The 22,261-nt window shown below is 65.6% G+C and carries 25 protein-coding genes; 13 read left to right on the top strand and 12 right to left on the bottom strand.

Features of this window, described 5'->3' with window-relative positions:
* Positions 1-24: 24 nt before the first annotated feature.
* From ACQY8M_RS03165 to ACQY8M_RS03145, 5 genes are all read right to left on the bottom strand, one after another.
* Complete coding sequence (locus tag ACQY8M_RS03165; RefSeq protein ID WP_428669033.1) at positions 25-1,695, bottom strand: adenylate/guanylate cyclase domain-containing protein; 1,671 nt, start codon at positions 1,693-1,695, stop codon at positions 25-27.
* 4 nt (positions 1,696-1,699) lie between these two features.
* Positions 1,700-2,050, bottom strand: a complete 351-nt coding sequence (arsC, locus tag ACQY8M_RS03160; protein WP_428669032.1) for an arsenate reductase (glutaredoxin) — start codon at positions 2,048-2,050, stop codon at positions 1,700-1,702.
* Between the two features lie 18 nt (positions 2,051-2,068).
* Entirely contained in the window at positions 2,069-2,623 is a 555-nt protein-coding gene (locus ACQY8M_RS03155; RefSeq protein WP_428669031.1) for a regulatory protein RecX, read from the bottom strand.
* A 93-nt stretch (positions 2,624-2,716) separates the two neighbouring features.
* Positions 2,717-4,264 carry an acyl-CoA carboxylase subunit beta gene (locus tag ACQY8M_RS03150; RefSeq protein ID WP_428669030.1) on the bottom strand — a complete coding sequence of 516 codons (1,548 nt, stop codon included), beginning with the start codon at positions 4,262-4,264 and terminating at the stop codon, positions 2,717-2,719.
* Between the two features lie 102 nt (positions 4,265-4,366).
* Positions 4,367-5,035 carry an HAD-IA family hydrolase gene (locus tag ACQY8M_RS03145; RefSeq protein ID WP_428669029.1) on the bottom strand — a complete coding sequence of 223 codons (669 nt, stop codon included), beginning with the start codon at positions 5,033-5,035 and terminating at the stop codon, positions 4,367-4,369.
* A 172-nt stretch (positions 5,036-5,207) separates the two neighbouring features.
* On the opposite strand from ACQY8M_RS03145, the gene ACQY8M_RS03140 reads away from it, so the two are divergent.
* The 5 genes from ACQY8M_RS03140 (at position 5,208) to ACQY8M_RS03120 (ending at position 9,472) form a co-directional block, all read left to right on the top strand.
* Entirely contained in the window at positions 5,208-5,810 is a 603-nt protein-coding gene (locus ACQY8M_RS03140) for a TetR/AcrR family transcriptional regulator (protein ID WP_428669028.1), read from the top strand.
* 82 nt (positions 5,811-5,892) lie between these two features.
* Positions 5,893-6,324 (top strand): SxtJ family membrane protein, encoded by a 432-nt coding sequence (locus ACQY8M_RS03135; protein WP_428669027.1) that lies wholly within the window; start codon positions 5,893-5,895, stop codon positions 6,322-6,324.
* Between the two features lie 15 nt (positions 6,325-6,339).
* Positions 6,340-6,492 (top strand): DUF5989 family protein, encoded by a 153-nt coding sequence (locus tag ACQY8M_RS03130; protein ID WP_428669026.1) that lies wholly within the window; start codon positions 6,340-6,342, stop codon positions 6,490-6,492.
* 21 nt (positions 6,493-6,513) lie between these two features.
* A complete protein-coding gene (locus ACQY8M_RS03125) occupies positions 6,514-8,352 on the top strand; it encodes a carbamoyltransferase family protein (RefSeq protein ID WP_428669025.1) in 1,839 nt (612 codons plus the stop codon).
* 118 nt (positions 8,353-8,470) lie between these two features.
* Positions 8,471-9,472 carry an NADPH:quinone oxidoreductase family protein gene (locus ACQY8M_RS03120; RefSeq protein WP_428669024.1) on the top strand — a complete coding sequence of 334 codons (1,002 nt, stop codon included), beginning with the start codon at positions 8,471-8,473 and terminating at the stop codon, positions 9,470-9,472.
* 171 nt (positions 9,473-9,643) lie between these two features.
* On the opposite strand, the gene ACQY8M_RS03115 is transcribed toward ACQY8M_RS03120, so the two are convergent.
* Positions 9,644-10,240 carry a 2-hydroxychromene-2-carboxylate isomerase gene (locus ACQY8M_RS03115; protein WP_428669023.1) on the bottom strand — a complete coding sequence of 199 codons (597 nt, stop codon included), beginning with the start codon at positions 10,238-10,240 and terminating at the stop codon, positions 9,644-9,646.
* A 73-nt stretch (positions 10,241-10,313) separates the two neighbouring features.
* Between ACQY8M_RS03115 and ACQY8M_RS03110 the strand changes: the two genes are divergently transcribed.
* Entirely contained in the window at positions 10,314-11,084 is a 771-nt protein-coding gene (locus tag ACQY8M_RS03110; RefSeq protein WP_428669022.1) for a glucose 1-dehydrogenase, read from the top strand.
* Between the two features lie 136 nt (positions 11,085-11,220).
* Here the strand turns inward: ACQY8M_RS03110 and ACQY8M_RS03105 are convergent, their stop codons facing one another.
* The 5 genes from ACQY8M_RS03105 to ACQY8M_RS03085 form a co-directional block, all read right to left on the bottom strand.
* Complete coding sequence (locus tag ACQY8M_RS03105) at positions 11,221-11,742, bottom strand: hypothetical protein (RefSeq protein ID WP_428669021.1); 522 nt, start codon at positions 11,740-11,742, stop codon at positions 11,221-11,223.
* A 27-nt stretch (positions 11,743-11,769) separates the two neighbouring features.
* A complete protein-coding gene (locus ACQY8M_RS03100; protein ID WP_428669020.1) occupies positions 11,770-12,543 on the bottom strand; it encodes an SDR family NAD(P)-dependent oxidoreductase in 774 nt (257 codons plus the stop codon).
* 136 nt (positions 12,544-12,679) lie between these two features.
* Complete coding sequence (locus ACQY8M_RS03095; RefSeq protein ID WP_428669019.1) at positions 12,680-13,396, bottom strand: pirin family protein; 717 nt, start codon at positions 13,394-13,396, stop codon at positions 12,680-12,682.
* A gap of 69 nt (positions 13,397-13,465) precedes the next feature.
* A complete protein-coding gene (locus ACQY8M_RS03090; protein ID WP_428669018.1) occupies positions 13,466-13,786 on the bottom strand; it encodes a 2Fe-2S iron-sulfur cluster-binding protein in 321 nt (106 codons plus the stop codon).
* Positions 13,787-13,796: 10 nt separating this feature from the next.
* On the bottom strand, positions 13,797-15,002 hold the full coding sequence (locus tag ACQY8M_RS03085) for an NAD(P)/FAD-dependent oxidoreductase (RefSeq protein WP_428669017.1): 1,206 nt from the start codon (positions 15,000-15,002) through the stop codon (positions 13,797-13,799).
* Positions 15,003-15,070: 68 nt separating this feature from the next.
* On the opposite strand from ACQY8M_RS03085, the gene ACQY8M_RS03080 reads away from it, so the two are divergent.
* The 5 genes from ACQY8M_RS03080 to ACQY8M_RS03060 all read left to right on the top strand — a co-directional run bounded on the left by ACQY8M_RS03080 (position 15,071) and on the right by ACQY8M_RS03060 (position 19,195).
* Entirely contained in the window at positions 15,071-16,354 is a 1,284-nt protein-coding gene (locus ACQY8M_RS03080; RefSeq protein ID WP_428669016.1) for an aromatic ring-hydroxylating oxygenase subunit alpha, read from the top strand.
* Positions 16,351-16,869, top strand: a complete 519-nt coding sequence (locus ACQY8M_RS03075) for an aromatic-ring-hydroxylating dioxygenase subunit beta (protein ID WP_428669015.1) — start codon at positions 16,351-16,353, stop codon at positions 16,867-16,869. Before ACQY8M_RS03080 ends, ACQY8M_RS03075 begins: the two co-directional genes overlap by 4 nt.
* Positions 16,870-16,882: 13 nt before the next feature.
* Complete coding sequence (locus ACQY8M_RS03070) at positions 16,883-17,503, top strand: TetR/AcrR family transcriptional regulator (RefSeq protein WP_428669014.1); 621 nt, start codon at positions 16,883-16,885, stop codon at positions 17,501-17,503.
* A gap of 24 nt (positions 17,504-17,527) precedes the next feature.
* The gene (locus tag ACQY8M_RS03065) at positions 17,528-18,763 is read left to right on the top strand and encodes an ABC transporter substrate-binding protein (RefSeq protein WP_428669013.1); all 1,236 of its coding nucleotides are present in this window, start codon (positions 17,528-17,530) and stop codon (positions 18,761-18,763) included.
* A 78-nt stretch (positions 18,764-18,841) separates the two neighbouring features.
* Positions 18,842-19,195 (top strand): endonuclease domain-containing protein, encoded by a 354-nt coding sequence (locus ACQY8M_RS03060; protein ID WP_428669012.1) that lies wholly within the window; start codon positions 18,842-18,844, stop codon positions 19,193-19,195.
* 9 nt (positions 19,196-19,204) lie between these two features.
* Here ACQY8M_RS03060 and ACQY8M_RS03055 read toward each other — a convergent pair whose 3' ends face one another.
* The gene (locus ACQY8M_RS03055; protein WP_428669011.1) at positions 19,205-20,260 is read right to left on the bottom strand and encodes a hypothetical protein; all 1,056 of its coding nucleotides are present in this window, start codon (positions 20,258-20,260) and stop codon (positions 19,205-19,207) included.
* Between the two features lie 108 nt (positions 20,261-20,368).
* On the opposite strand from ACQY8M_RS03055, the gene ACQY8M_RS03050 reads away from it, so the two are divergent.
* Together ACQY8M_RS03050 and ACQY8M_RS03045 are read left to right on the top strand one after the other, a co-directional pair.
* Positions 20,369-21,571, top strand: a complete 1,203-nt coding sequence (locus ACQY8M_RS03050; RefSeq protein WP_428669010.1) for an ABC transporter substrate-binding protein — start codon at positions 20,369-20,371, stop codon at positions 21,569-21,571.
* 67 nt (positions 21,572-21,638) lie between these two features.
* On the top strand, positions 21,639-22,250 hold the full coding sequence (locus ACQY8M_RS03045) for a TetR/AcrR family transcriptional regulator (RefSeq protein WP_428669009.1): 612 nt from the start codon (positions 21,639-21,641) through the stop codon (positions 22,248-22,250).
* Positions 22,251-22,261: the final 11 nt, after the last annotated feature.

The following is a 22,261-nucleotide window of genomic DNA, read 5'->3' as shown; positions in this document are numbered from 1 at the left end:
GGCATACCGGTCTGAGCAATGAAATCACGATGACAAGCTCGTGAGGTCGCGGGCCTGCAGGATGGCGCGCACGGCCAGCCGGCCCTGGCGGCCGCGGATATCGACCTCGTGCTGCGGCGCGGCCGACAGATCGACGCCGGCACGGTCGAGCAGTTCCTGGGAAACGACGAGCTCGACCTTGAATTCCTTGGTCAGCGATTCGAGCCGGCTCGCGGTGTTGACCGTGTCGCCGATCGCGGTGAGCGACGCGGCGCGCTCGTAGCCCATCTCGCCGACGATCGCCGGCCCGGCATGCAGGCCGATGCCGATGCGCAGCGGCTGGTCGAGATCGCCCGACAGGGCTTCGTTGAGGTCGTCGAGCGCCAGCGTCATGCGGCGCGCGGCTTCGAGCGCCTGGCGGCAGGCCACCTCCGGCGCGCGATCGAGGCCGAAGATCGCCATCACGCCGTCGCCGATGAACTTGTCGAGCCGCCCGCCCGCCGACTGCACGGCGTGGCCGGTGGCGCGGAAATAGCGGTTGAGCAGGAACACGACGTCGTACGGCAGCTTGCCCTCGGAGATCGAGGTGAAGCCGCGGATGTCGGCGAACAGGATGGCGACGTAGCGCTCGCCGCCATGCGCCTGCGGCTGCTGCCGATAGGCCTCGACCGGCCCGGCCGAGGCCGGCAGCAGGGTCGTGATGCGATAGCGGCCGGTTGGTGGGCGAAGCTGGCAGGCCAGTCGAACACTCTCCGGCGCGCCGACCCGAGCCAGTACCTTCTGCTCCTCGGGTTCTGCCGGCGGGAGCAGGCCCCGGTCCGGACCGCCGACCCGAACGCGGCACGTCGAGCAGCGCCCGCGGCCACCGCATACAGAGGCATGCGGGATGCCGGCGATGCGGCTCATATCCAGCACGGTGAGGCCGGCGGGAGCATTGACCGTCTTGCCGTCGCTGTAAGTGAGATGGACGACGCCCGCGCGCCGCTCCCAGAAGTTGCGCAGCGGACGCGCCGCGAGGCAGGCGAGCAACAGAGCGCCCGCGCCGCCCATCAGGCCATCGGAGATCCTGTAGAGCTGGGCGGCGCTCGTCGCATCGGGCGCTTTCACCCGCGCGAACATCTCGCTCAGGAAGCCAGGCTGCTGGGCCAGGTCGGTGAAGTCGCGCAGGGCGACGCCAGCCCCTGCGATGCCGGCCGCCGGCACCAGCAGGGCAATCGCATAGAGCGTCGGCAGCCAGTCGCGGTACCAGGGCCGCAGGCGCCAGGCGAAGTGGAGGCCGATGCAGGCATGGATCCAAACGACGATGGGCAGTGCGAACTGCCGAACGACGCCCATCCATCCGCCAACGGTCAGCGAGGCCAGGACCCAGGGATAGCCGCTCTGGACGTCATAGTAGTCGTGTGCCACCCGCGTGCCGACGACATGCACCGCGGCAAGCGGAACGATCGACGCACCGAGCACGAGCTGTGTCCATTCCCAGGGCGAGAGCCGGAACGTGCGGCGGCGCACGACCGCCCACAGCGCCAGGGTGAAATGAATCAGCAGTGCGCCGTAGAGTGCGACCTGGCCGGGCAGGCCTTGCCACGGATAGACGAACCAGATGCGGCTGCCTTCGAGCACGCGCAGCGAGACGAGGCCGAGCGCGTGGTTGAGCAGGTGGGTCGTGACGTAGGCGAAGAGGACGTAGCCCGACCAGAGGCGCAGGCGTCCGATCATGGGCCTACTTCAGGAGCGGCAGCACCGCTTCCGGCGGCCGCCCGATGGCGGCTTTCTTGCCCGCGACCACGATAGGCCGCTGCAGCAGGATGGGATGGGCCACGATCGCCTTGACGACCTCGGCCTTGCTCATCTCGGCCTTCTTCTTGCCGAGCGCCTTGAACTCCGCCTCGCCGTCGCGGATCAGCGCACCCGGCTCGCCGCCGACCATGTCGAGGAGCGCTTCCACCTCTGCCTTGCCGGGCGGCTGCTTGAGATATTCCCGGATGGCGGGCGTGACGCCCTTTTCCTGCAGCAGCGCAAGCGTCTGTCGCGACTTGCCGCAGCGCGGGTTGTGCCAGATCGTGACCGTCATGCGCGAACCATGGCCGCGCTATTGGTCTTCGTCCAGTGCATCGGGGTCCTTGGCGTCGATCACCTTTTTGGCAAGTTGATACTCGAAGCCGCCGCGTGCCATGGCGGCAAGATCGCGGTCGCGATGCTCCTTGCGATCCTTTTGCCGGAAGGGGCCGAGCCGGCGGCGGCGGGCCAGGGCGACGGCCGCCTGCCATTCGCGCTGCTTCGGATCGGTGTCGAGCTCCTGGTCGAGGCCTGCCATCGCCTTGTCGAGCGTGTCGCCATCGACGCCGGCGAACCGCAGCTTCTGGCGGGTGAGGCGGGTCGAGCTGCCGCGACGGTGCAGCGCGCGCGCCTTGGTCTGGGCGAAAGCCCTGTCGTCGATTACACCGGCATCGACGAACTTCGCGACGATCGCGTCGATCGCCTGCTTCACGTTCTCGATCACCGGCGCCTGGGCCATCTCCGCCCGGCTCACCCGGCGATTGAGCACCCGGCGCAGACCCTCGGCCGTGCTGGGATAGCGCTCGAGGTAGAACGTGGCAGCGTTCTGCAGGTACTTGGCGGTGATCGGTCGAACAGGACGCTTCATCGGAGCGCGCCACTCATGGTCTTGCTGGGAGCGCGGGTCTCCAGACCCGCTCAGAGTCATGAGCGGGTCTGGAGACCCGCGCTCCCAGCAAGTTCAAGGCCGATATCCGAAGCTGCGCGGGCCGGGCTTGCGCAGCGGCGCTGCGAGATTGGCGAACTCGCACAGCAGCTTGCGGGTGTCGCGCGGGTCGATGATCTCCTCGACGCCGAAGCGCTCGGCGGTGCGGAACGGCGAGCGCACCTTGTTGAGCCGGGCCTCGATCGCGGCGAGATGGGCGGCCGGATCGGGCGACGCGGCGAGCTCGGCCTTGTAGGCAGCCTCGATGCCGCCTTCGAGCGGCAGCGAGCCCCAGTCGCCCGACGGCCAGGCGTAGCGGAAATTGTACTTCTGCCAGTTCTGGTGCGCCGCGCCTGCGACGCCGAACGACTTGCGCAGCAGGATCGAGCACCACGGCGCCTTGCTCTGGTAGACTGCGGCGAGCGCGCGGGCGCCATGCCGGATGGTGGCCGCCTTTTCGCCGGCGACGCCGATCACGAAGCCCGGGATGTCGACGAAGTGCACCACCGGCAGGTGGAAGGTCTCGGCGAAATCGACGAAGCGGGTGACCTTGTGGCTCGCATCGGTCGTCCAGCCGCCGCCGTAGAAATACGGATCGCTCGCCAGCACCGCGACAGGCCAGCCGTCGACCCGGGCAAGGCCGGTGACGACCGAGCGGCCCCACAACTTGCCGATCTCGAAGAAGGAGCCGCGATCGACGCAGGCCTCGACGATCGGCCGGATGCGATAGACCTTGCGGCGGTCGCGCGGGATCGCCTCGATCAGCGAGGGCTCGCGCCTGTTGGGGTCGTCGTTGCCGGGCTGGCGGTCGGCCACGCCGTCGACCGACGACGGCAGGTAGGACAGGAACCGCCGTGTGCGGGCGAAGGCCTCGTCCTCGCTCTCGACCTCGTCGTCGACCGCGCCGTTGCGGGCGTGGATCTCGGTGCCGCCCAGCTCTTCCTTGGTGACCTTCTCGCCGAGTCGCGCCACGACCGGCGGGCCGGCAACGAACATCTGCGAGATGCCGGTCACCATGAGCGAATAATGCGAGGTCACCAGCCGGGCCGCGCCCAGCCCCGCAACCGAGCCCAGCCCGAGCGCCACGACCGGCACGCGCGCCAGATTGTCGACGACGTGCTCCCATGCCGGATTGCGCGGGACGTAGGTGTAGCCGGTCGTCTCGTAGGTCTTCACCGAGCCGCCGCCACCCGTGCCGTCGACCAGCCGCACCATCGGGATACCGAGCTCGCCCGCCATCTGCTCGGAGACTTCCTGCTTCTCCCAGATCGAGGCGTCGGCCGCACCGCCGCGCACCGTGAAGTCGTCGCCGCCGACCGCGACCGGACGTCCGTCGATGCGGCCGCGGCCCATCACGAAATTCGAGGCCGTGAAGTCGGTGAGGGCGCCGTCGGAGTCGTACTCGGCCTTGCCGGCGATGGCGCCGATCTCGTGGAACGAGTCCTTGTCGAGCAGGCGGTCGATGCGCTCGCGCACCGTCAGCTTGCCGCCGTCGCGCTGGCGCTTGATCTTGTCCGGCCCGCCCATGCGCCGCGCCATCTCCTCGCGGCGGCGCAGCTCGTCGACCTCGTCCTGCCAGCTCATGTCTTGTTTCCTCCCCCGTTTGTCATCCCGAGCGCAGCGAGGGATCTATGGGCTGCAGCATAGATCCCTCGCTGCGCTCGGGATGACACCGATGTGTATCGGCTAGCCCCGCAACGGAATCCCGACGATCGCCTCCAGCTCGGCGATCGCCACGTCGGGGTCTCCGACCTTGATGGTCCGCATGCCGAGCGCCCGAGCCGGTTTCAGATTGATACCCAGATCGTCGAGATAGACGCAGCGCTCGGGCGCCACGCCCAGCAACTCGCAGGCGTGCTGGTAGATGCGAGGATCGGGCTTGCGGAAACCGACCTTGCTGGATTCGACGACGTGCTCGAACAGGGTCATCACCTCGGCGACTGCTGCGGCCTTTTCGGGGCTGCGCGCCATGCCGGGGCCTTCTCCGGTCTTCATATTGTTGGTGATGCAGGCGACCCGGAAGGCCGCCTTGCAACGTCGCAGCGCTTCCACCATCTGCGGCCGAATGTCGCCGCTGATCGCTTTCAGCACCCGCCAGCCGTCCAATGTGTATCCGTGGGCCTGGGCTTCGGCCTCGAACAGGGTGACGAACTCGGTGAGCGATACGTCGCTTCGTTCCATTTTCGCCCACGCATTCGTGTCCGGGTTGCGCGCATTCAGCATGCGGATGAAATCTTCGGGAAGACCAACTGCACGTTCATACAGGCGAAAGGCTTCGAACGGGCTCGACAGGATGACCCCGCCGAAGTCCCAAAGGACCGCGAGGGGAGGTTGTGCATGGCTCTTATTCGGCATGGTGCGACCGTCTTTACCTTGTTCCTGCCGCAGTCGGCGACTATCTCACGGCCTCACATAGGCGACGGATCAGGTCTTTGACTACCGTCAGCCTCCACTCCGGCAGGATATTGGTATGACGGATTTAGCGGTTATGCCGCGCGGCGACGCCGTGGCGGCAGAGGCAGGGAACATGGTGGTCCGGACAGACGGGCGTAATCGGCGGGCGGCGGAAACGCGCCGCAAGATCATCGAGGCTGCCAAGATCATGATCGCCGAAACCAGCGTGGCGCCCACAGTCGTAGGCGTGGCAAGGCGGGCCGATGTGTCGGTGCGGTCGGTTTTCCAGCATTTCCACGATGTCGAGTCACTTTTCGTAACTGTAATGGACAGCATCCGTGCCGACGTGGTCGTGCCGGAGATGCCGTCGGCCAACCGGCCTCTGTCGACGCGCATCGAGAGCATCGTGGCGGCTTTCGCCGAGCTGTTCGACAAGGTCGTCCCGCTGCGGGTCGCGTCCGGCCAGTTCGTCGACCATCCCGCGCTGCTCGAGCGCAGCCAGACGGCGCGCAACGAGCTGCGCGAGGCGACATTCGAGGTCTTCGCGCCCGAGTTCGCCAGTCTGACCGAACAGGCGCGCGAGGAGCTGGCCGACGCGATCGGTGCAGCGCTCTCGCTCGATGCCTGGATCGTGTTGCGCCGCCGCGACGGGCTCAGCCTCGAACGGGCGACCGCCGTGTGGCGCCTCACCCTGACGGCCCTGCTCGCGCAGGCCGTCGGTGCGGCAAAAGGCTGAGGAGTATTCCCGCACACCAATTGACTTGGCGTTTGCGATCAGGGAGTTAAGAGCCCCAAATAGGAATCCGGCCGCGTCATACATGGCGACCAGTCAGCTTCATGAAGATTACTCGCGGGAGGAGCACGTCAAGGCGGGCTCCGACCGTGGTTTCGGTCAGGTGTTCGCCGGCTTCTTTGCCTTGGTGAGCGTCTTGTCGTGGTGGCGCGGCCATACCGGTTGGCACTACCTGCTGCCAATCGCTGTGGCGTTCCTGATCGTCGCATACACCTATCCCAAGCTGCTGGGGCCCTTGAACCGGCTCTGGCTGAAGTTCGGGCTGCTGCTCTACAAGGTGATGAATCCGCTGGTGCTCGGGCTGTTGTTCTTCGTGACCATCACGCCGATCGGCCTGGTCATGAGGGCTTTCGGCAAGGATTTCCTGCGGACGAAAATGGACCGCAGCGCCAAGACCTACTGGATCGATCGCGCTCCGCCGGGGCCGCCGCCGCAATCGATGAAGAATCAGTTCTGATCCGAGAGGGAGAAAATGGGTTCCATCCTCGTCGAACTTTGGGCGTTCATGCGGGAACGCAAGAAGTTCTGGCTGCTGCCGATCATGATCATGATGGTGATTTTCGGTGGCCTGATCGTGCTGACCAAGGGTTCGGCGATTGCGCCGTTCATCTACACGCTGTTCTAGCCAACGGGGCGGGGCGCTGTCATGCGGGTACTCGGGATCTCGGCCTATTACCACGACAGCGCCGCCGCGCTGATCGAGGACGGCAAGCTCGTCGGTGCGGCGCAGGAAGAGCGCTTCACGCGCAAGAAGCACGACTCGGCCTTCCCCGACAAGGCGGTGGAATACTGCCTCGACGAGGCCGGCATCAAGCTGGCCGACGTCGACTACGTCGCCTTCTACGATAAGCCCTTCCTGAAGTTCGAGCGCCTGCTCGAGACCTATCTCGCCTTCGCGCCGCGCGGCTTCACCTCGTTCCGCATGGCCATGCCGCTGTGGCTGAAGGAGAAGCTGTTCCAGAAGACGCTGCTGCGCGACGAGATGAAGAAGTGGCAGCCGGACTTCGACTGGCAGAAGCGCCTGCTGTTCGGCGAGCATCACCAGAGCCACGCCGCCTCGGCTTTCTTCCCCTCGCCCTATGAGGAGGCCGCGGTCCTGTGCATGGACGGCGTCGGCGAGTGGGCGACCACGTCGCTCGGCTTCGGCCAAGGCAACAAGCTCGAGATGCTGAAGGAGATCCACTTCCCGCACTCGCTCGGCCTGCTCTATTCGGCTTTCACCTACTACACCGGCTTCAAGGTCAATTCGGGCGAGTACAAGGTGATGGGCCTCGCGCCCTACGGCGAACCGAAGTTCAAGGACACGATCCTGAACAACATCGTCGACCTCAAGGAAGACGGCACCTTCCGCCTCGACCAGAGCTACTTCGACTATTGCACCGGCCTGCGCATGACGAACGACAAGTTCGCCGCCCTGTTCGGCGGCCCGGCGCGCAAGCCCGACAAGGAACTGCTCGAGCAGAAGCACATGGATCTCGCCGCCTCGGTCCAGGCGGTCACCGAGGAGATCGTGATCCGTCTCGCCCGGTCGGTGAAGAAGGATACGGGTGCGAAGAACATCTGCCTCGCCGGCGGCGTGGCGCTGAACTGCGTCGCCAACGGCAAGCTCTTGCGCGAGAACATCTTCGACGGCATCTGGGTGCAGCCGGCGGCCGGAGATGCCGGTGGCGCGGTCGGCGCGGCCTACGCCGCCTATCACGGCTTCATGGGCCAGCCTCGCAAGCTCAACGGCCATATGGACGGCATGGCGGGCTCCTATCTCGGTCCGGTGTTCGAGGACGATGAGATCGCCGATCGCCTGACCAAGGCCGGTGCGAAGTTCACGCGCCTCACCCGCGAGCAGATGATCGACCAGACCGCGCAGGCGCTGGCCGACGAGAAGGCGGTCGGGTGGATGCAGGGCCGCATGGAGTTCGGCCCGCGCTCGCTGGGCGCCCGCTCGATCCTCGGCGACGCGCGTTCGCCCTCGATGCAGAAGACGCTGAACCTCAAGGTCAAGTACCGCGAGTCGTTCCGGCCCTTCGCGCCGGCGGTTCTGCGCGAGGATGTCGACAAGTATTTCGACATCCACACCGACAGCCCCTACATGCTGATGGTGGCGCCGGTGGTCGAGAGCCGCCGCCGCGCCATGACCGCCGAGGAAGAGAAGCTGTTCGGCATCGACAAGCTGAACGTGCCGCGCTCGGATATCCCGGCCGTCACGCACATCGACTATTCCGGCCGAATCCAGACCGTGCACAAGGAAACCAACCCGGACTTCCACGATCTGATCTCGGCCTTCAAGGCCAAGACCGGCAGCTCGGTGGTGGTGAACACCTCGTTCAACGTGCGCGGCGAACCGATCGTCTGCACGCCGGAAGATGCCTGGCGCTGCTTCATGGGCAGCGAGATCGAGGTGCTGGTGGTCGGCAACTGCTTCCTCCGCAAGGAGGACCAGGACCCGGCCCTCAAGCTCGACTACAAGAACGCCTTCGAGCTGGATTAGCTTTTCTGCTGGGAGCGCGGCTCTCCAGAGCCTCTCATGGGGTGCGACAAGCTTGAGAAAGAGCGGCTCTGGAGAGCCGCGCTCCCAGCGCGCTCATGACGATGAGAAGGGCAGGTCAATGAGTTCGATGCGCGCTGTCGTTTGCGATCGCCTGGGCGATCCTTCCGTCCTGAAGGTGAAGGACGTGCCGATGCCCGAGGCCGGCCCGCGCGACGTCGTGGTCAAGGTCGGAGCGGCGGGCGTCAATTTTCCCGACATCCTCTCGGTCTCCGGCAACTACCAGCACAAGCCGGAGCTGCCGTTCGTGCCCGGCATGGAAGGCGCCGGCACCGTCCATGCCGTCGGCAGCGACGTGACGGCATGGCAGCCGGGCGACCGCGTGATCTTCGGCGTGCGGCCAGGGGCCTTTGCCGAGTATGTGAAGGTCACCAAGCCGGACGGCTTGATGCGTTTGCCCGACGGCTGGTCCGAGATCGAAGGCGCCGGCTATCGCGTCGCCGCGCACACTGCTTACCACTCGCTGGTGCATCGCGCGGCGGTGAAGAAGGGTGATGTGGTCCTGGTGCACGGCGCGTCGGGCGGTGTCGGCCTGGCGGCCGTGCAGCTCGCCAAGCATCTCGGCGCGCGAGTAATCGCGACCGGCGGTGACGATGCGCGGCTCGTGGTCGTGAAGCGCCATGGCGGGGCCGACGAGGTGGTGAATTACCGGACCGCCGACTTCGTCGCGGCGGTGAAGGAGCTGACCGGCGGCAAGGGCGCCGACGTGATCTACGATCCGGTCGGCGGCGAGGTGCTTGAGAAATCGATGCGGGCGGCGGCCTATGGTGCGCGGCTGCTGATCGTCGGCTTCACCTCGGGCGGTCCGAGCAAGATCATGTCGAACCACGTGCTAATCAAGGGCCTGACGATCCTCGGCGTGCGCGCCGGCGAGACGATCGCCCGGATCGCACCCGAGCTCGGCCGCGACTATGTCGAGATCCTGCCGAAGCTCGCGGCCCAAGGCGTGATGCGCCCGCATATCTCACACCGCTTCCCGATGGAGCGCACAGCCGATGCCTTCCGTGCCCTCACCGATCGTCAGGTGATCGGCAAGGCCGTCATCGAGATGGGGGCGTTCTGACGCGACGGCGGGCGGCAGCGCATTCATATGCGCGAGTCGGCACTGTCCGCGGCACCTGTACCGCACCGTGCAGAAGAGACAAGAACGGGCCACTGGAGTGGCGCTTCCCCACCGGAAGAAAGATCAGCGCGGGATGATTATGGCGACGGCGTGCGAACGCGCCGGATCTCGTCATCCGAGCTCCCCTTTGAGGGCCATCTCGACGAACGGCAGCCGGTCGTTGCCGAAGAACATCATGTCTTCCACGAACATCGTGGGAGCGCCGAAGACTCCGCGCGCGACGGCCCCGTCGGTCGTCGACTTGAGGCGGTCCTTGACGTCCTGTTCCTGGATGCGGTTGCCGAACTTCCGGGCGTCGAGGCCGGCTTCGGTCAGGACGGCGGCCACTTCCTCGATGTCGTTGAGATTGCGGCCGTCGACCCACATCGCCTTGTACATCGCCGGGTGATACTGCTCGAACACGCCGTCGATCTGTGCCGCCGCCGCGCCGCGCATCAGGGCCAGCGTATTCACCGGAAAGAACGGGTTGGGCTTGAACGGCACGCCGTAGTGACGGGCCCACATCGGCATGTCGAAGGCACTCCATTTCGACTTCGCCGGCAGCTCGGCAGGCGAATGATTGCCGGTCGCCTTGAAGACACCGCCAAGCAGCATCGGCTTGCGGTCGAGCGTTGCGCCCGCGCGCTTGGCGATTGCCTCGACCTGGGTGTCGGCCAGGTAGCTGTAGGGGCTGCCGTAGTCGAAGTAGAATTCCAGCGTGCGGGCCACGGGGCCTCCTCCTTGCTTGTGGCGAAGCTGCTCCGCTTCTAGCTTCGACTCAAGAAGGTTCGGGGAGAACATCATGGGCAGGGTTGCGGGCAAGGTCGTGCTGGTGACGGGCGCAGGATCGGGGATCGGGCGCGCAACAGCGAAGCTTCTCGCCGCCGAGGGCGCCACAGTGATCGTGAGCGACATCAACCAGGCCGGCGCATTGGAGACGGTGCAGCAGATCGGCGCGGCCAATTCTGGGGGAGGGGCGCGCTTCGAGGCGCACGACACGGCCCAGGAGATCGACTGGAAGCGGATCATCGACGGCATCATGGCGCGCGAGGGCAAGCTCGACGGCCTGGTCAACAATGCCGGCATCGCCGGGCCCTTTCCTTCGACCTTCGAGACCGAGACGGTCGAGCAGTGGCGGCGCATGCTGTCGATCAACGTCGAAGGCGTGTTCCTCGGCTGCAAGTACAGTGTGCCGGCGATCCGCCAGTCGGGCGGCGGCTCGATCGTGAATACCTCGTCCCTCGCAGCCTTCCTCGGCACGCCGGCCCTGTCGGCTTACGGTGCGAGCAAGGGCGCGGTGCGGCAGTTCACCAAGACGGTGGCGATGGATTGCGCGCGCAAAGGGTACAAGATCCGTTGCAATTCGGTCCATCCGGGCATCATCATGACGCCGATGGGCGAGGGCATCCTGCCTAACGACAAGGCGCGCGAGCGCGCGCTTCGGACGATTCCGATCGGCGAATTCGGCGCGCCCGAGGATATCGCCTACGGCATCCTCTACCTGATCTCCGACGAGTCACGCTTCGTCACCGGCACCGAGCTGGTGATCGACGGTGGCATGAACGCGATCTGACGCTGCGCCCCAGCGCAGCGTTGGCGGCGTACAGCGCTGGAGGGAGCGCAGCAACTGAAGCGCGGGCGCCGCGCAGTGCAGAAAGAGTCGAAGCGCTGCAACGCCCTGCGCAATTTAGCCGCGCCCGTGAAGGCGTCTACTTGATGGTCACCTGATGCGTGAGCTTTTCGCCGTCGGTGATGGTGAGGCTGGTGAAGCCGAGGAGCTTCATGAGGTCGAAGAAGGTCGCGTCCTCGGCGACGGTGCGTTCCTGGAAGAAGGGCGACATGCGCGACATGGTGGTCATGTTCGCGAGCAGGGCGCGCATGCGATAGATCGTGCCGAACTCGCCCGGCCCCAGGCCGACGATGATCAGCTTCTCGGCCTTCTCGCCCTTGACGAACACGGCATAGGGCACGCGATAGGACGACTGGATCGTGCCCTGCGACACCACCGTGACGAACTGCACGCGCTGGGCGCGGTCGACGCCGTCGATCGTCTGCATCGACGATTCGTAGATCTCGGTCGAGTTCGGCTTGGGGTAGTAGTAGCCGACATACCGGTCTTCCGATGCGGCGGGCTTGGCCGGGGCGGCGGGTGCGGCCGGCTTCTGCTGCGCCAGGGCCGAACCCGCGACCAGCAAGGTAACGGCGGCGGCGGCAGCGAACGTCTTCTTCATCTTCGACACTCCGGGCGTTTCTGAGGGCTAGAAAAGGGTATAGCCGCCATCGATGACGAAGTCGCGCCCCGTGGTGTATTGCGTCGCATCGCTGGCGAGGTAGACGGCGAGCGGGCCGAAGTCGGCGCCGACGCCCCAGCGCCGCTCGGGAATGCGCGGCATCACGTTGCCGGCAAACTTCGGATTGCCGAAGGCGTTCGCCGTCATCTCCGTCTCGATCCAGCCCGGCAGGATCGAATTGACCGTGATCTTGTAGCGCGCGAGCTCGACGGCGAGCGCGCGCACCATGGCGCAGACACCGCCCTTGCTCGCACCGTAATGGCTGGAACGCGCCGCGCCCTCGATCGCCGCGGTGCTGGCCATTGCCACCAGCGAGCCGCCCTTGCCGCGCTCGACCATGTGCTTGGCAGCCGCACGAAAGGTGAAGAACACGCCGTCGAGATTGATCCGGGTCACACGGCGCCATTCCTCGTAGTCCATCTCGAGGATCGAGCCCTTGCCGCGGCCCGAGACGCCGGCATTGGCGACGCAGTTGTCGACGTGGCCCATGACCTTCACCGTCTCGGCGAAGGCGTCGACGACCTGCTTCTCCTCGCCGACATCGACGATCTGGGAATGGACCTTGCGGCCGTGACGCTTCAGCTTCTCGGCTGCCGCGTCGGTCTTCTCCTTGCGGGTGCCCCAGATGCAGACATCGGCACCGGCCTCCGCCATCGCGTCGGCCATGCCGAAACCGATGCCGCCGTTGCCGCCGGTCACCAGCGCCACCTTGCCCGTCAGATCGAAGCCCTTGTAGGCCATAAATGTCTCTCCCTCATGTTCCTCTCCCCCTTGAGGGAGAGGTCAGGAGAGCGGCGGCGACCTGCGCTTCCCCCTCACCCATCCTCTCCCCAAGCGGGGGAGAGGAGAATGAACAGGAAGAGCTTGGTCGTCGAGGTCAGTTCAGCTTGTCGGTTTCGACCAGCACAATCTCCGCATCCTCGCTGGCGCGGAGCGTGATCTCGGATTCGTCGACCACGGCGACGCCGTCGCGGGCGTTGGCGGTCACGGGCTTGCCGTCGGCGCCCAGAACCTCGATCCTGCCTTTGGCGGGCACGAGGTAGGCCGGCTTGCCGTCGAGCTTCTGGCGGATGCTCTCGCCCGCCTTCAGCGTGCCGGCATAGAGCGCACCGTCGGCATAGAGCGGGATCGCCCCGTCATGGCCGCGGCCCGAGGCCAGCGGCATCAGTTTGCCGTCGCGTCCGTCGGCCGGGAACTGCACGGTCTCCCAGCGCGCGGGCACCCCCTCCTTGTTGGGGATGATCCAGATCTGGAAAAGCTCGGTCTCGTCCTTCTCCATGTTGTATTCGGCGTGCTGGATGCCCTTGCCCGCGCTCATCACCTGGATCTGGCCCGCTTCGGTCCGGCCCTCGTTGCCGAGATGGTCCTTGTGGGTGATCGCGCCCTTGATGACGTAGGTCACGATTTCCATGTCGCGGTGCGGGTGCGGCGGGAAGCCGGACTGCGCGGCGATCCGGTCGTTGTTCCAGACGCGCAGCGCGCCCCAGTGCACGCGGTCGTTGTTGCGATAGTCGGCGAAGCTGAAATGGAAGTTCGCCTTGAGCCAGCCGTGGTCCGACTTGCCCAGTTTCTCGAAGGGTCTGCGCTCGATCATCGGTTACCTCTTTGAGGGCCAAAATGGCCACGGGCCGCCGGGGATCAAGTTTCTGGTTGGTAACGGATCTCAATGCTGGGTAAGCGGCACCTTGACCGTCAGCCCGTCGAGGGCGTCGGTCACCGGGATCTGGCAGGTCAGCCGCGAGTTCGGCTGCACGTGCGGACAGAACTCGAGCATCTGCTTCTCATCCGACTGCTTGGCCGGCAGCTTGTCTTCCCACTCGGCCGCGACATAGACCATGCAGGTCGCGCAGGAGCAGGCCCCGCCGCAATCGGCATCGATGCCGGCGACCATCGCCTTCACTGCGCCTTCCATGACCGACTGGCCGACGGCCATGTCGACCGTGTGCAGCTTGCCGTCGGGTTCCTCGAACGTGATCTTCGCCATTCCTGTTCCTCTAGACTTTCAGATCCTTCACTGCCACGCGCTCGTCGCGAAGTCTCGCCGGGTCGAGGCGGGCGCGTTCGGCGATGAGCTGCTTGGACATCATGAACTCGGGCGCCCGGTTCACGGCGTCAACTGCAAGCAGCGTGCCTTGCCGGAGGTAGAACACGGCGAACGACCGGCCTTCGTCGGGATTGCCGCGCACGACGGCCTCGTCGTGGCCGGCCGATAGCCCGACCATCTGCAGCTTCACGTCGTACTGGTCCGACCAGAACCACGGCACCTGCAGGGCGGGCGCCGGCTTGCCGGTGATCGCGGCGGCGGCAATGCGCCCTTGCTCCAGCGCGTTGTGCACGGATTCGAGGCGCAGGCGGCGGTCGAACAAGGCGTGATGCTGCACCGTGCAGTCGCCGATCGCGTAGATCGCTGGATCGGAGGTGCGGCACTGGGCGTCCACGGTGATTCCGTCCTCGACGGCGAGCCCTGCGTCGCGTGCCAGCTCGACATTGGGCATCGCGCCGGCACCGATCAACACCAGGTCGGCGAGGTGGATGCCATCGGTGCAGACGACGCGGCCGGGCTCGATCGCGCGGACGGCGACTCCCGTGCGGATGTCCACGCCTTCTTCGCGATGGAGCCGCTCGTAGAAGCGGGAGACGATCGGTCCGACACCGCGACCCATCACCCTCGGCGCCTGCTCCAGCACGGTGACCTTGAGGCCCTGCCTGGCGGCGACGGCCGCAAGCTCGAGCCCGATATAGCCGCCGCCGACCACGACCAGCGACTTGCCCGGCTCGAACTTCGCCCGCAGCGCCTCGACGTCGGCGATGGTGCGCAGGAAGAACACGCCCGCGCGATCGGCGCCGGGCAGGGGGATCGTGCGGGCGCGGCTGCCGGTGGCGAGCACCAAGGTTGAATAGGGCAGGCGCGAGCCGTCGGAGAGCAGCACAGCCTTGTCCTGGCGATCGATGCGCGCGACCGTCGTTCCTAGCATCAGCCGCGTGCCGAGCTTCTCGTAGAACGCGGCCGGGCGGACATAGAGGCGGTCGAAGGCGAGCTCGCCGGCCAGGAACTTCTTGGACAGCGGCGGGCGCTGATAGGGCAGGTACGGCTCGTCGCCGACCAGCGTCACGGCGCCGCTGAAACCGTCCTGTGCGAGGCTGGCGATGAGCTGGGCGGCGGCCTGCCCCGCCCCGACGATCACGATTGATTCTAACATTTGTTCGTTATTGCTGTTGGCCCGGAAATCGGCAAGAGTCCAGCGGTACGGTCAATGGGAGGAACAACATGGATAGCATCCTGACCAATCCGTCGATGGTCGTCGAGGATCGCCAGCGCCATCTCTTTCGCGTCTCGCGCCGCGCCTTCACCGACCAGGCGGTGCTCGAAGCGGAGAACCGCAACATCTTCGATCGCTGCTGGCTCTATCTCGGCCACTCCTCGGAGATCGCCAACAACTGCGATTTCATCACGCGCAATGTCGGCGGCCGCGAGCTGATCTTCAACCGCGATCGCGGCGGTGCGGTGCATGCCTTCCTCAACACCTGCCCGCATCGCGGTGCGATGGTGGTGCGCGAGAAGAAGGGCAATGCGCTCGCCTTCCGCTGCTTCTATCACGGCTGGTCGTTCAACGTGAACGGCCGCTTCGCCTCGCGCTTCGAGGAGGGCAACTACGGTTCCGAGCACTATGGCGGCGGATGCGCCGACCTGGCCCAGGTGCCACGGCTCGAGAGCCATCGCGATTTCTGGTTCGTGAACTTCGACCGGAATGCCGTGTCGCTGTCGGATTATCTGGCGGGCGCGAAGGAATATATCGACATCGTCGCCGATCATGCCGAGGCCGGCATGGAGATCGTGGGTTCCGGCCAGCAATACATCATCAACGCCAACTGGAAGCTGCTGGCCGAGAACAGCATCGACGCCTTCCACGGCTTCCCGGTGCACTCGACCTACTTCGACTACCTCAAGACCATCGGCAGCCTGCGCATGGACGCCGGCGTCGGCTCGTTCAGCGCCAGCGGCATGCACGACCTCGGCAACGGCCATGCCGTGATCGAGTATGCCTCGCCGTGGGGCCGACCGGTCGCGCGCTGGGTGCCGTCGTGGGGCGAGGACAAGCGCGAGGTGGTGGCGCAACTGCGCGCCGGCCTGATCGAGCGCTTCGGCGAGGAGCGCGGCACGCGCATCGCGGAGTTCAGCCGCAACATGCTGATCTTCCCCAACCTGGTGATCAACGACATCATGGCGATCACCATCCGCACCTTCATGCCCTCGGCGCCGGACAAGATGACGGTCAGCGCCTGGGCGCTCGGCGCGCGTGATGAGGACCACGAGCTGCGCAAGCTCCGCCTGTTCAACTTCCTCGAGTTTCTCGGACCGGGCGGCTTTGCCACACCCGACGACCAGGAGGCGCTGGAGAACTGCCAGCGCGGTTATCGCAACATGCGCGAGGTCGGCTGGAACGACATCTCGAAGGGCATGCCGCGCAACGGCCCGCCGATGAACGACGACGAGGAGCAGATGCGCTGCTTCTGGCGCCAGTGGAACGAGCGGATGGGAGGCATCGCATGAACGGCGATATCGCCCTGCCGACGGCGCAGCGGAACGACTCCTCCGCGCTGCGCGGCCGCATCGAGGATTTCCTCTATCTCGAGGCCGAGCTGCTCGACGAGTGGAAGATCGAGGAGTGGTTCGCCCTGTTCGCCGAGGGGGCGACCTACGAGGTGCCGCCGACCGGCACCGACGAGAGCGATCCGGCGACCTCGCTGTTCTACATCGCCGACGACTATGTGCGCCTGCGCGAGCGGGTGGTGCGCCTCACGAAGAAGGAGGCCCACTCCGAGTTCCCGCGCTCCCAGCAGCGCCACATGGTCAGCAACGTGCGCATCACCGGCCTGAGCGACGGCGTCGCCGACGTGAGCTGCAACTTCGTCACCTATCGCGCCAAGCGCGGCGTGGTCGACACCTATTACGGCAAGCATCTCTATCGGCTCGACACCAAGGCCGATCCGTTCCGGATCCTTTCCAAGCGCTCGGTGCTCGCCATGGACATGCTCTATCCCGGCAAGCTGACGATCATCATTTGACGGGCATCACTTGATGCAACCCGCAGTCCAGGCGGCCAACGGCAAGGTCACCAAGGCCGAGCGGACCAAGGCACGCCTGATCGAGGTTGCCAAGCGCCTCTACCAGGAGCACGGCTCCGACCACGTCACCGTGCGCCGCATCGCGGCGGCGGCGAAGATCGAGGCTGGTAGCATCTATTATCACTTCAGCTCGCGCGACGAGATCATGCGCGCGGTGCTCGAGAGCGGTGTCGGTGGGGCGCAGCATGAGGTGCTGCAGGCAATCACCGAGGCGGGCGCCGGCTCCTCGCCGCTCGAGCGCCTGCGCGCGGCGCTGGGCGCCCATCTCAAGTATACATTGCGCGAGCACTTCTCCTCGCGCCTGAAATCGATCCGCCGCCTGCCCAAGCGGCTGCGCGAGCATCACATGCAGCAGGAGCGCGAGTATGCCGCGATCTTCGCGGACCTGTTGCAGGAGGCCGAGCGCAAGGGGCTGCTGCGGCCGGGCTTCGATCTTTCCGTGGTGCGCATGCTCTCCATGGGTGCGCTTACCTGGGTCGCCGAATGGTACGACCCCAAGGGCGCGATGACGCCCGACGATATCGCCGACGAGTTCATGCGCCTGCTGACCGGCGGCGTGGTGCGACCGAAATAACAAGAAGAGCGAACAGGAGGAAACATGAGGAACTATCCGAACCGGCGGGCCGTCATGGCCGGTGCCGGTGCTTTCGGCGTGCTGGCCGGCCGCTCGGCCTCAGCCAAGACCTATGGCCCGGGCGTCACTGACAGCGAGATCAAGCTCGGCACGACCTCGCCCTACAGCGGTCCCGCCTCGGCCTACGGCGTCTACGGCCATGCCCAGACCGCTTACTTCCAGATGATCAACGAGCAGGGCGGCATCAACGGCCGCAAGATCAACCTGATCTCGCTCGACAACGGCTACAGCCCGCCCAAGGCGCTGGAGCAGACGCGCAAGCTGGTGGAGGAGGACAATGTGCTGGCGATCGCCGGCTTCCTCGGCACCGCGCCCAACACCTCGGTGCAGAAGTATCTCAATGGCAAAAAGGTGCCGAACCTCTTTCTGACGTCGGGCGCCGACCGCTTCAACGATCCGAAGACCTATCCCTGGATCGTGCCGCTTTATCCGACCTATGTCGGGCAGGGCGAGATCTACGCCAGGTTCATCCTGACCCGACATCCCGATGCGAAGATCGGCGTGCTCTATATCAACGACGACCTTGGCAAGGACTTCCTGCTCGGCCTGAAGAAGGGCCTGGGCGATCGCGCCAAAACGATGATCGTCCGCGAGGTCAGCAACGAGCTGACCGATCCCAGCGTCGACAGCCAGATCATCGACCTCAAGGGCTCCGGCGCTGACGCGCTGGTGCAGTTCACGACCTCGAAGTTCGCAGCGCAAGGCATCCGCAAGGCCTACGATCTCGGCTGGCGGCCCAAGGTCCATATCCTGGCTAGCGTCGCCTCGGCGATCGGCGGCACGCTGATCCCCGCCGGCGTTGAGCGGTCGAAGGGCGTGATCACCGCGCGCTGGGAAAAGCATCCGACCGATCCGACGACCGTGGGCGACCCCGACGTGGTCGAGTATCTCGCGTTCGCCAAGAAATACATGCCGAACCTCAATATCGAGGACAACACGGCGGTGCCCGGCTACATCAACTCGGTGATGATCAGCCGAGTGCTGCGCGCCTGCGGCGACGAGCTGACGCGCGAGAACGTCCTGAAGCAGGCGACCAGCCTCAAGGACGCCGTCGCGCCGATGCTGCTGCCCGGCATCACGCTCACAAACACACCGGACGACTATCTCGCCTTCCACGCCATGCAGCTCGCCCAGTTCGACGGTGCGAAATTCGTGGCGCTGGGCGACGTCATCCGGCTGGATGCGGCGAGGAAGGCTTGAGTGCTGGTGGCTGGGATCGCGAAATAGCCTGATTCTTCTCCATCATGCTCCTCTCCCCCGCTAGGGGGAGAGGGGGCCGTGGCCCAACAGGTCATTCGAGCACGCGAACTCAGACGCGACAGCAGCAAGGCGGAGCGCATCTGTTGGGAACTGCTGCGAGCTCACCGCATGGACGGCATCAAGTTTCGCCGTCAGCATCCGATCGGCCCCTGCTTCGCGGATTTCGCCTGTGTATCACGTAAGCTCGTCATCGAGATCGACGGCGATCATCACGCCGATCAAATCGAGACGGATGCTCGAAGAACAGCTGACATGGAGCGTAAGGGATGGCTTTTGATCCGGTTTGCAGCGAGCGAAGTCGTCGCCAATCGCGAGGGGATTTGGGCCTCGATGCAGCTCGTCCTCGACGGCGAGCGTAACCCCCTCTCCTAGCCTCTCCCCCTAGCGGGGGAGAGGAACATGATCTGGCGGGGCGATGAGGAACGCCTTGGACGAATTGAAGATCCAGGTGTCGACGAAGCCGGTGTCCTGCGGCTTGCGGTCGAGCGCGCTCATGGCGCCGGCGAGGCAGGACCAGTTCAGGATCTCCTGCTGGCCGCTGTCTTCGACACCCGCACCGGTCATCGCGCGCCACGCCGCCCAGTCGCTGTTCCTCAATGCTTCGTACATGCGCCGGTCGGCCGGCGTATCGGGATATAGGTAGTTGTTCTTGCCCGTGAGGAAGGCGTGGCTCCAGCCCGACGAGGCGAGAAGCGCCACGCGGTAGGGTGAGTCCGCGAGGATGCGCGCGGTTGCGGCGCCCATGTCGAACAGCCGCCGGGGCGTCGGCGCGGGCGGATCGAAGTCGCTCTCGGAGATCTCGTGATCGAACACCGGCAGGCCGCCGCGCTGCGCCAGTACCTTGCGGCCATAGCAGTTGATCGCGAACGGCACGATCGGATAGTCGAAGCCCTTGCGCTCATAGTCGAGATACAGGATCGCATTGGTGAAGGCGTGGCCGAGCGGATGGTGCAGCGGCTTGTAGGCATAGGCCGTGTCGAAGCCGTCCTCGATCAGCCGCGTCGCGAGCATCTTGGCCGCCGCCGGATGGCCCGGCAGGTCGTACACCTTGTCGGTCTCGCCCCACACGTTCCCTGGCGGCGTCGCGAACTTGAACCGGTCGTAGGCGGCGATGCAGTAGGGCGGCACGACGTCTTCCTTGAAGTTCTCGTATTGGTCGTCGCCCCACATCAGCACGAAGTCGGGCTTGAACGCGTCGAGCGCCGCGCGCGTCTTGGTCAACCAGCCGACCAGCTTCTCACGATGGCGCGCGGCCGCCGAGACGCCCTCGTCGTTGCCCCATTCCGCGCGCATCGCCTCGGGCCAGCCGTCGGGCGTGCGCAATACCTCGGGTAGCTTCGGGTTTTGCAGCATGCGCTTGAGGATCCAGCACATGCGGTCGTCGGGACCCCAGAGCGGCGGATAGTGGGAGATGCCCAGTGCGAGGATTTCGGCCATGGCGTTTCCTAACAAATGGTAGAATTTTTGTTTACAAGCCGGACGGACTGTTTTTAACTGAGTTGCGACTGGCCCGTCGAGAGGCCGGCGCAAATAGTGGAGGGAAGGATGCGCTCAACAATGGCGCTGCTCGCGGCTGCGCTCGCGATGGCGGCGACGGCCAGCCAGGCCCAGCAGAAGCAGTACGGTCCGGGCGTCACCGACAGCGAGATCAAGATCGGCCAGAGCACGCCGCTCAGCGGGCCGGCTTCGGCGTTCGGCATCTACAGTCGCGTCGAGGAGGCATACTTCAAGTCGCTGAACGAGAAGGGTGGCATCAACGGCCGCAAGATCAAGTTCATCGTCCTCGACAATGGATTCAACCCGCCCAAGGCGCTCGAGGCGTCGCGTAAGCTCGTGGAGGAGGACGGCGTGCTGGCCGAGGTCGGCACTGTCGGCACGCCAACCAACTCGGCGACGCAGAAATACCTCAACGGCAAGAAGGTGCCGCAGCTGCTGATCTCGGCCGGCGGCAGCAAGTTCAACGATCCCAAGCAGTATCCCTGGACGGTGCCGTTCTATCCCTCGTTCGAGGTCGAGGCGATCGGCTACGCGAGGTACGCGCTGAAGGCGCAGCCCAACGCGAAGATCGCGGTGCTCTACCAGAACGACGATTACGGCAAGGATTTTCTCAAGGGCCTGAAGAAGGGGCTGGGCGAGGCGGGCGCCAAGGCGATTGTCGCCGAGACGAGCTACGAGCTCACCGACCCGACCGTCGACTCGCAGATGATCAATCTCGCGAACTCGGGCGCCAACGTGTTCATGAACTTCACCACGCCGAAGTTCGCCGCCCAGGCGATCCGCAAGGCCAACGAGCTCAACTGGAAGCCGATGCAGTTCATCGCCAGCCCGGGCAGCTCGGTCCAGGCGGTGCTGAAGGTCGTCGGCTTCGACAAGGCCGAGGGCGTGATGACGGCGCAGTTCTTCAAGGAGCCGGGCGATCCGACCTGGGACAAAGACCAGGCAATGCAGGACTACTTCGCCTTCATGAAGAAATATGCGCCCAACGAAGCCGCCCTCGATGCGATCGGCGTGTCAGGCTACGTCAACGCCCAGATGGTCGAGCATGTCCTGAAGGCGGCCAAGAACGAGCTGACGCGCGAGAACCTGCTGAAGCAGGCGACGACGCTCAAGGACGTGACCCTGCCGATGCTGCTGCCCGGCACGGTGCTGAGCAACACGCCGGAAGACTACCGCGCCTATCACGGCTTCCAGCTCTCGCGCTTCGACGGCAAGGGCTGGGCCAAGGTCGAATACGTCAAGGCGGACTGAGCCAGGCATGGCGCTGTCGGAACAATTTGACGAGCGTCCAGATAAGCGCCCAAGCCGTCGCCGACGTGTGCCGGCCGCGAAGAAGCGGCGCACGCAGGCGGAACGGACGCAAGGCACGCGCACCCGCATCCTCGACGCCGCCGTCGAGGTGTTGCGCAAGAAGGGTTACGCGCATTTCCGCACCGCCGACGTCGCCAGGGCGGCGGGCGTCTCGCGCGGCGCACAGCTCCACCATTTCGCGACCAAGGAGAAGCTGGTCTACGCCACGATGGAGCACGTCTTCACCAACGTGCTCGAGACCAGCCGCAGTCGGGCGCGTTCGGTCGGGAACGGCGACGATCCGCTTGAGAAGGTGATCGCCGACGGGCGCGACTTCTTCTTCTCGACGCCGTTCTTCATCTCGCTCGACATCGCGACCTCCATCAACAGCAAGGCCTTCCGCCAGAAGCTGATGGGCATGGTGCGCAAGGCGCGCCTGCCGGCCGAGCAGGCCTGGCTCGAGGCGCTGATGGCGAGCGGCATGTCGGAGAAGACGGCCGACGACGTGCTGTGGCTGACGCTCGGCCTGGTGCGCGGCCTCGCCATCCGCATGCTGTGGCAGGACGAGCCGGAACGGTTCGATCGGCTGCTCAAGCTGTGGCGTGAGATCGTCGAGGGCTACATCAGGCAAGCCAGATAGCGGGAGGATCG

It is taken from the genome of Reyranella sp., from assembly GCF_965279465.1.
Taxonomy (GTDB): domain Bacteria; phylum Pseudomonadota; class Alphaproteobacteria; order Reyranellales; family Reyranellaceae; genus Reyranella.
This window is presented reverse-complemented; position numbering and strand designations above follow the sequence as displayed.

What these genes read in the sequence shown, in the direction of transcription:
- ACQY8M_RS03165 (WP_428669033.1), bottom strand. Translation starts at nt 1,695, where the DNA reads ATGATCGGACGCCTGCGCCTCTGGTCGGGCTACGTCCTCTTCGCCTAC.
- arsC (WP_428669032.1), bottom strand. Translation starts at nt 2,050, where the DNA reads ATGACGGTCACGATCTGGCACAACCCGCGCTGCGGCAAGTCGCGACAG.
- ACQY8M_RS03155 (WP_428669031.1), bottom strand. Translation starts at nt 2,623, where the DNA reads ATGAAGCGTCCTGTTCGACCGATCACCGCCAAGTACCTGCAGAACGCT.
- ACQY8M_RS03150 (WP_428669030.1), bottom strand. Translation starts at nt 4,264, where the DNA reads ATGAGCTGGCAGGACGAGGTCGACGAGCTGCGCCGCCGCGAGGAGATG.
- ACQY8M_RS03145 (WP_428669029.1), bottom strand. Translation starts at nt 5,035, where the DNA reads ATGCCGAATAAGAGCCATGCACAACCTCCCCTCGCGGTCCTTTGGGAC.
- ACQY8M_RS03140 (WP_428669028.1), top strand. Translation starts at nt 5,208, where the DNA reads ATGGTGGTCCGGACAGACGGGCGTAATCGGCGGGCGGCGGAAACGCGC.
- ACQY8M_RS03135 (WP_428669027.1), top strand. Translation starts at nt 5,893, where the DNA reads ATGGCGACCAGTCAGCTTCATGAAGATTACTCGCGGGAGGAGCACGTC.
- ACQY8M_RS03130 (WP_428669026.1), top strand. Translation starts at nt 6,340, where the DNA reads ATGGGTTCCATCCTCGTCGAACTTTGGGCGTTCATGCGGGAACGCAAG.
- ACQY8M_RS03125 (WP_428669025.1), top strand. Translation starts at nt 6,514, where the DNA reads ATGCGGGTACTCGGGATCTCGGCCTATTACCACGACAGCGCCGCCGCG.
- ACQY8M_RS03120 (WP_428669024.1), top strand. Translation starts at nt 8,471, where the DNA reads ATGAGTTCGATGCGCGCTGTCGTTTGCGATCGCCTGGGCGATCCTTCC.
- ACQY8M_RS03110 (WP_428669022.1), top strand. Translation starts at nt 10,314, where the DNA reads ATGGGCAGGGTTGCGGGCAAGGTCGTGCTGGTGACGGGCGCAGGATCG.
- ACQY8M_RS03105 (WP_428669021.1), bottom strand. Translation starts at nt 11,742, where the DNA reads ATGAAGAAGACGTTCGCTGCCGCCGCCGCCGTTACCTTGCTGGTCGCG.
- ACQY8M_RS03100 (WP_428669020.1), bottom strand. Translation starts at nt 12,543, where the DNA reads ATGGCCTACAAGGGCTTCGATCTGACGGGCAAGGTGGCGCTGGTGACC.
- ACQY8M_RS03095 (WP_428669019.1), bottom strand. Translation starts at nt 13,396, where the DNA reads ATGATCGAGCGCAGACCCTTCGAGAAACTGGGCAAGTCGGACCACGGC.
- ACQY8M_RS03090 (WP_428669018.1), bottom strand. Translation starts at nt 13,786, where the DNA reads ATGGCGAAGATCACGTTCGAGGAACCCGACGGCAAGCTGCACACGGTC.
- ACQY8M_RS03085 (WP_428669017.1), bottom strand. Translation starts at nt 15,002, where the DNA reads ATGTTAGAATCAATCGTGATCGTCGGGGCGGGGCAGGCCGCCGCCCAG.
- ACQY8M_RS03080 (WP_428669016.1), top strand. Translation starts at nt 15,071, where the DNA reads ATGGATAGCATCCTGACCAATCCGTCGATGGTCGTCGAGGATCGCCAG.
- ACQY8M_RS03075 (WP_428669015.1), top strand. Translation starts at nt 16,351, where the DNA reads ATGAACGGCGATATCGCCCTGCCGACGGCGCAGCGGAACGACTCCTCC.
- ACQY8M_RS03070 (WP_428669014.1), top strand. Translation starts at nt 16,883, where the DNA reads ATGCAACCCGCAGTCCAGGCGGCCAACGGCAAGGTCACCAAGGCCGAG.
- ACQY8M_RS03065 (WP_428669013.1), top strand. Translation starts at nt 17,528, where the DNA reads ATGAGGAACTATCCGAACCGGCGGGCCGTCATGGCCGGTGCCGGTGCT.
- ACQY8M_RS03055 (WP_428669011.1), bottom strand. Translation starts at nt 20,260, where the DNA reads ATGGCCGAAATCCTCGCACTGGGCATCTCCCACTATCCGCCGCTCTGG.
- ACQY8M_RS03050 (WP_428669010.1), top strand. Translation starts at nt 20,369, where the DNA reads ATGCGCTCAACAATGGCGCTGCTCGCGGCTGCGCTCGCGATGGCGGCG.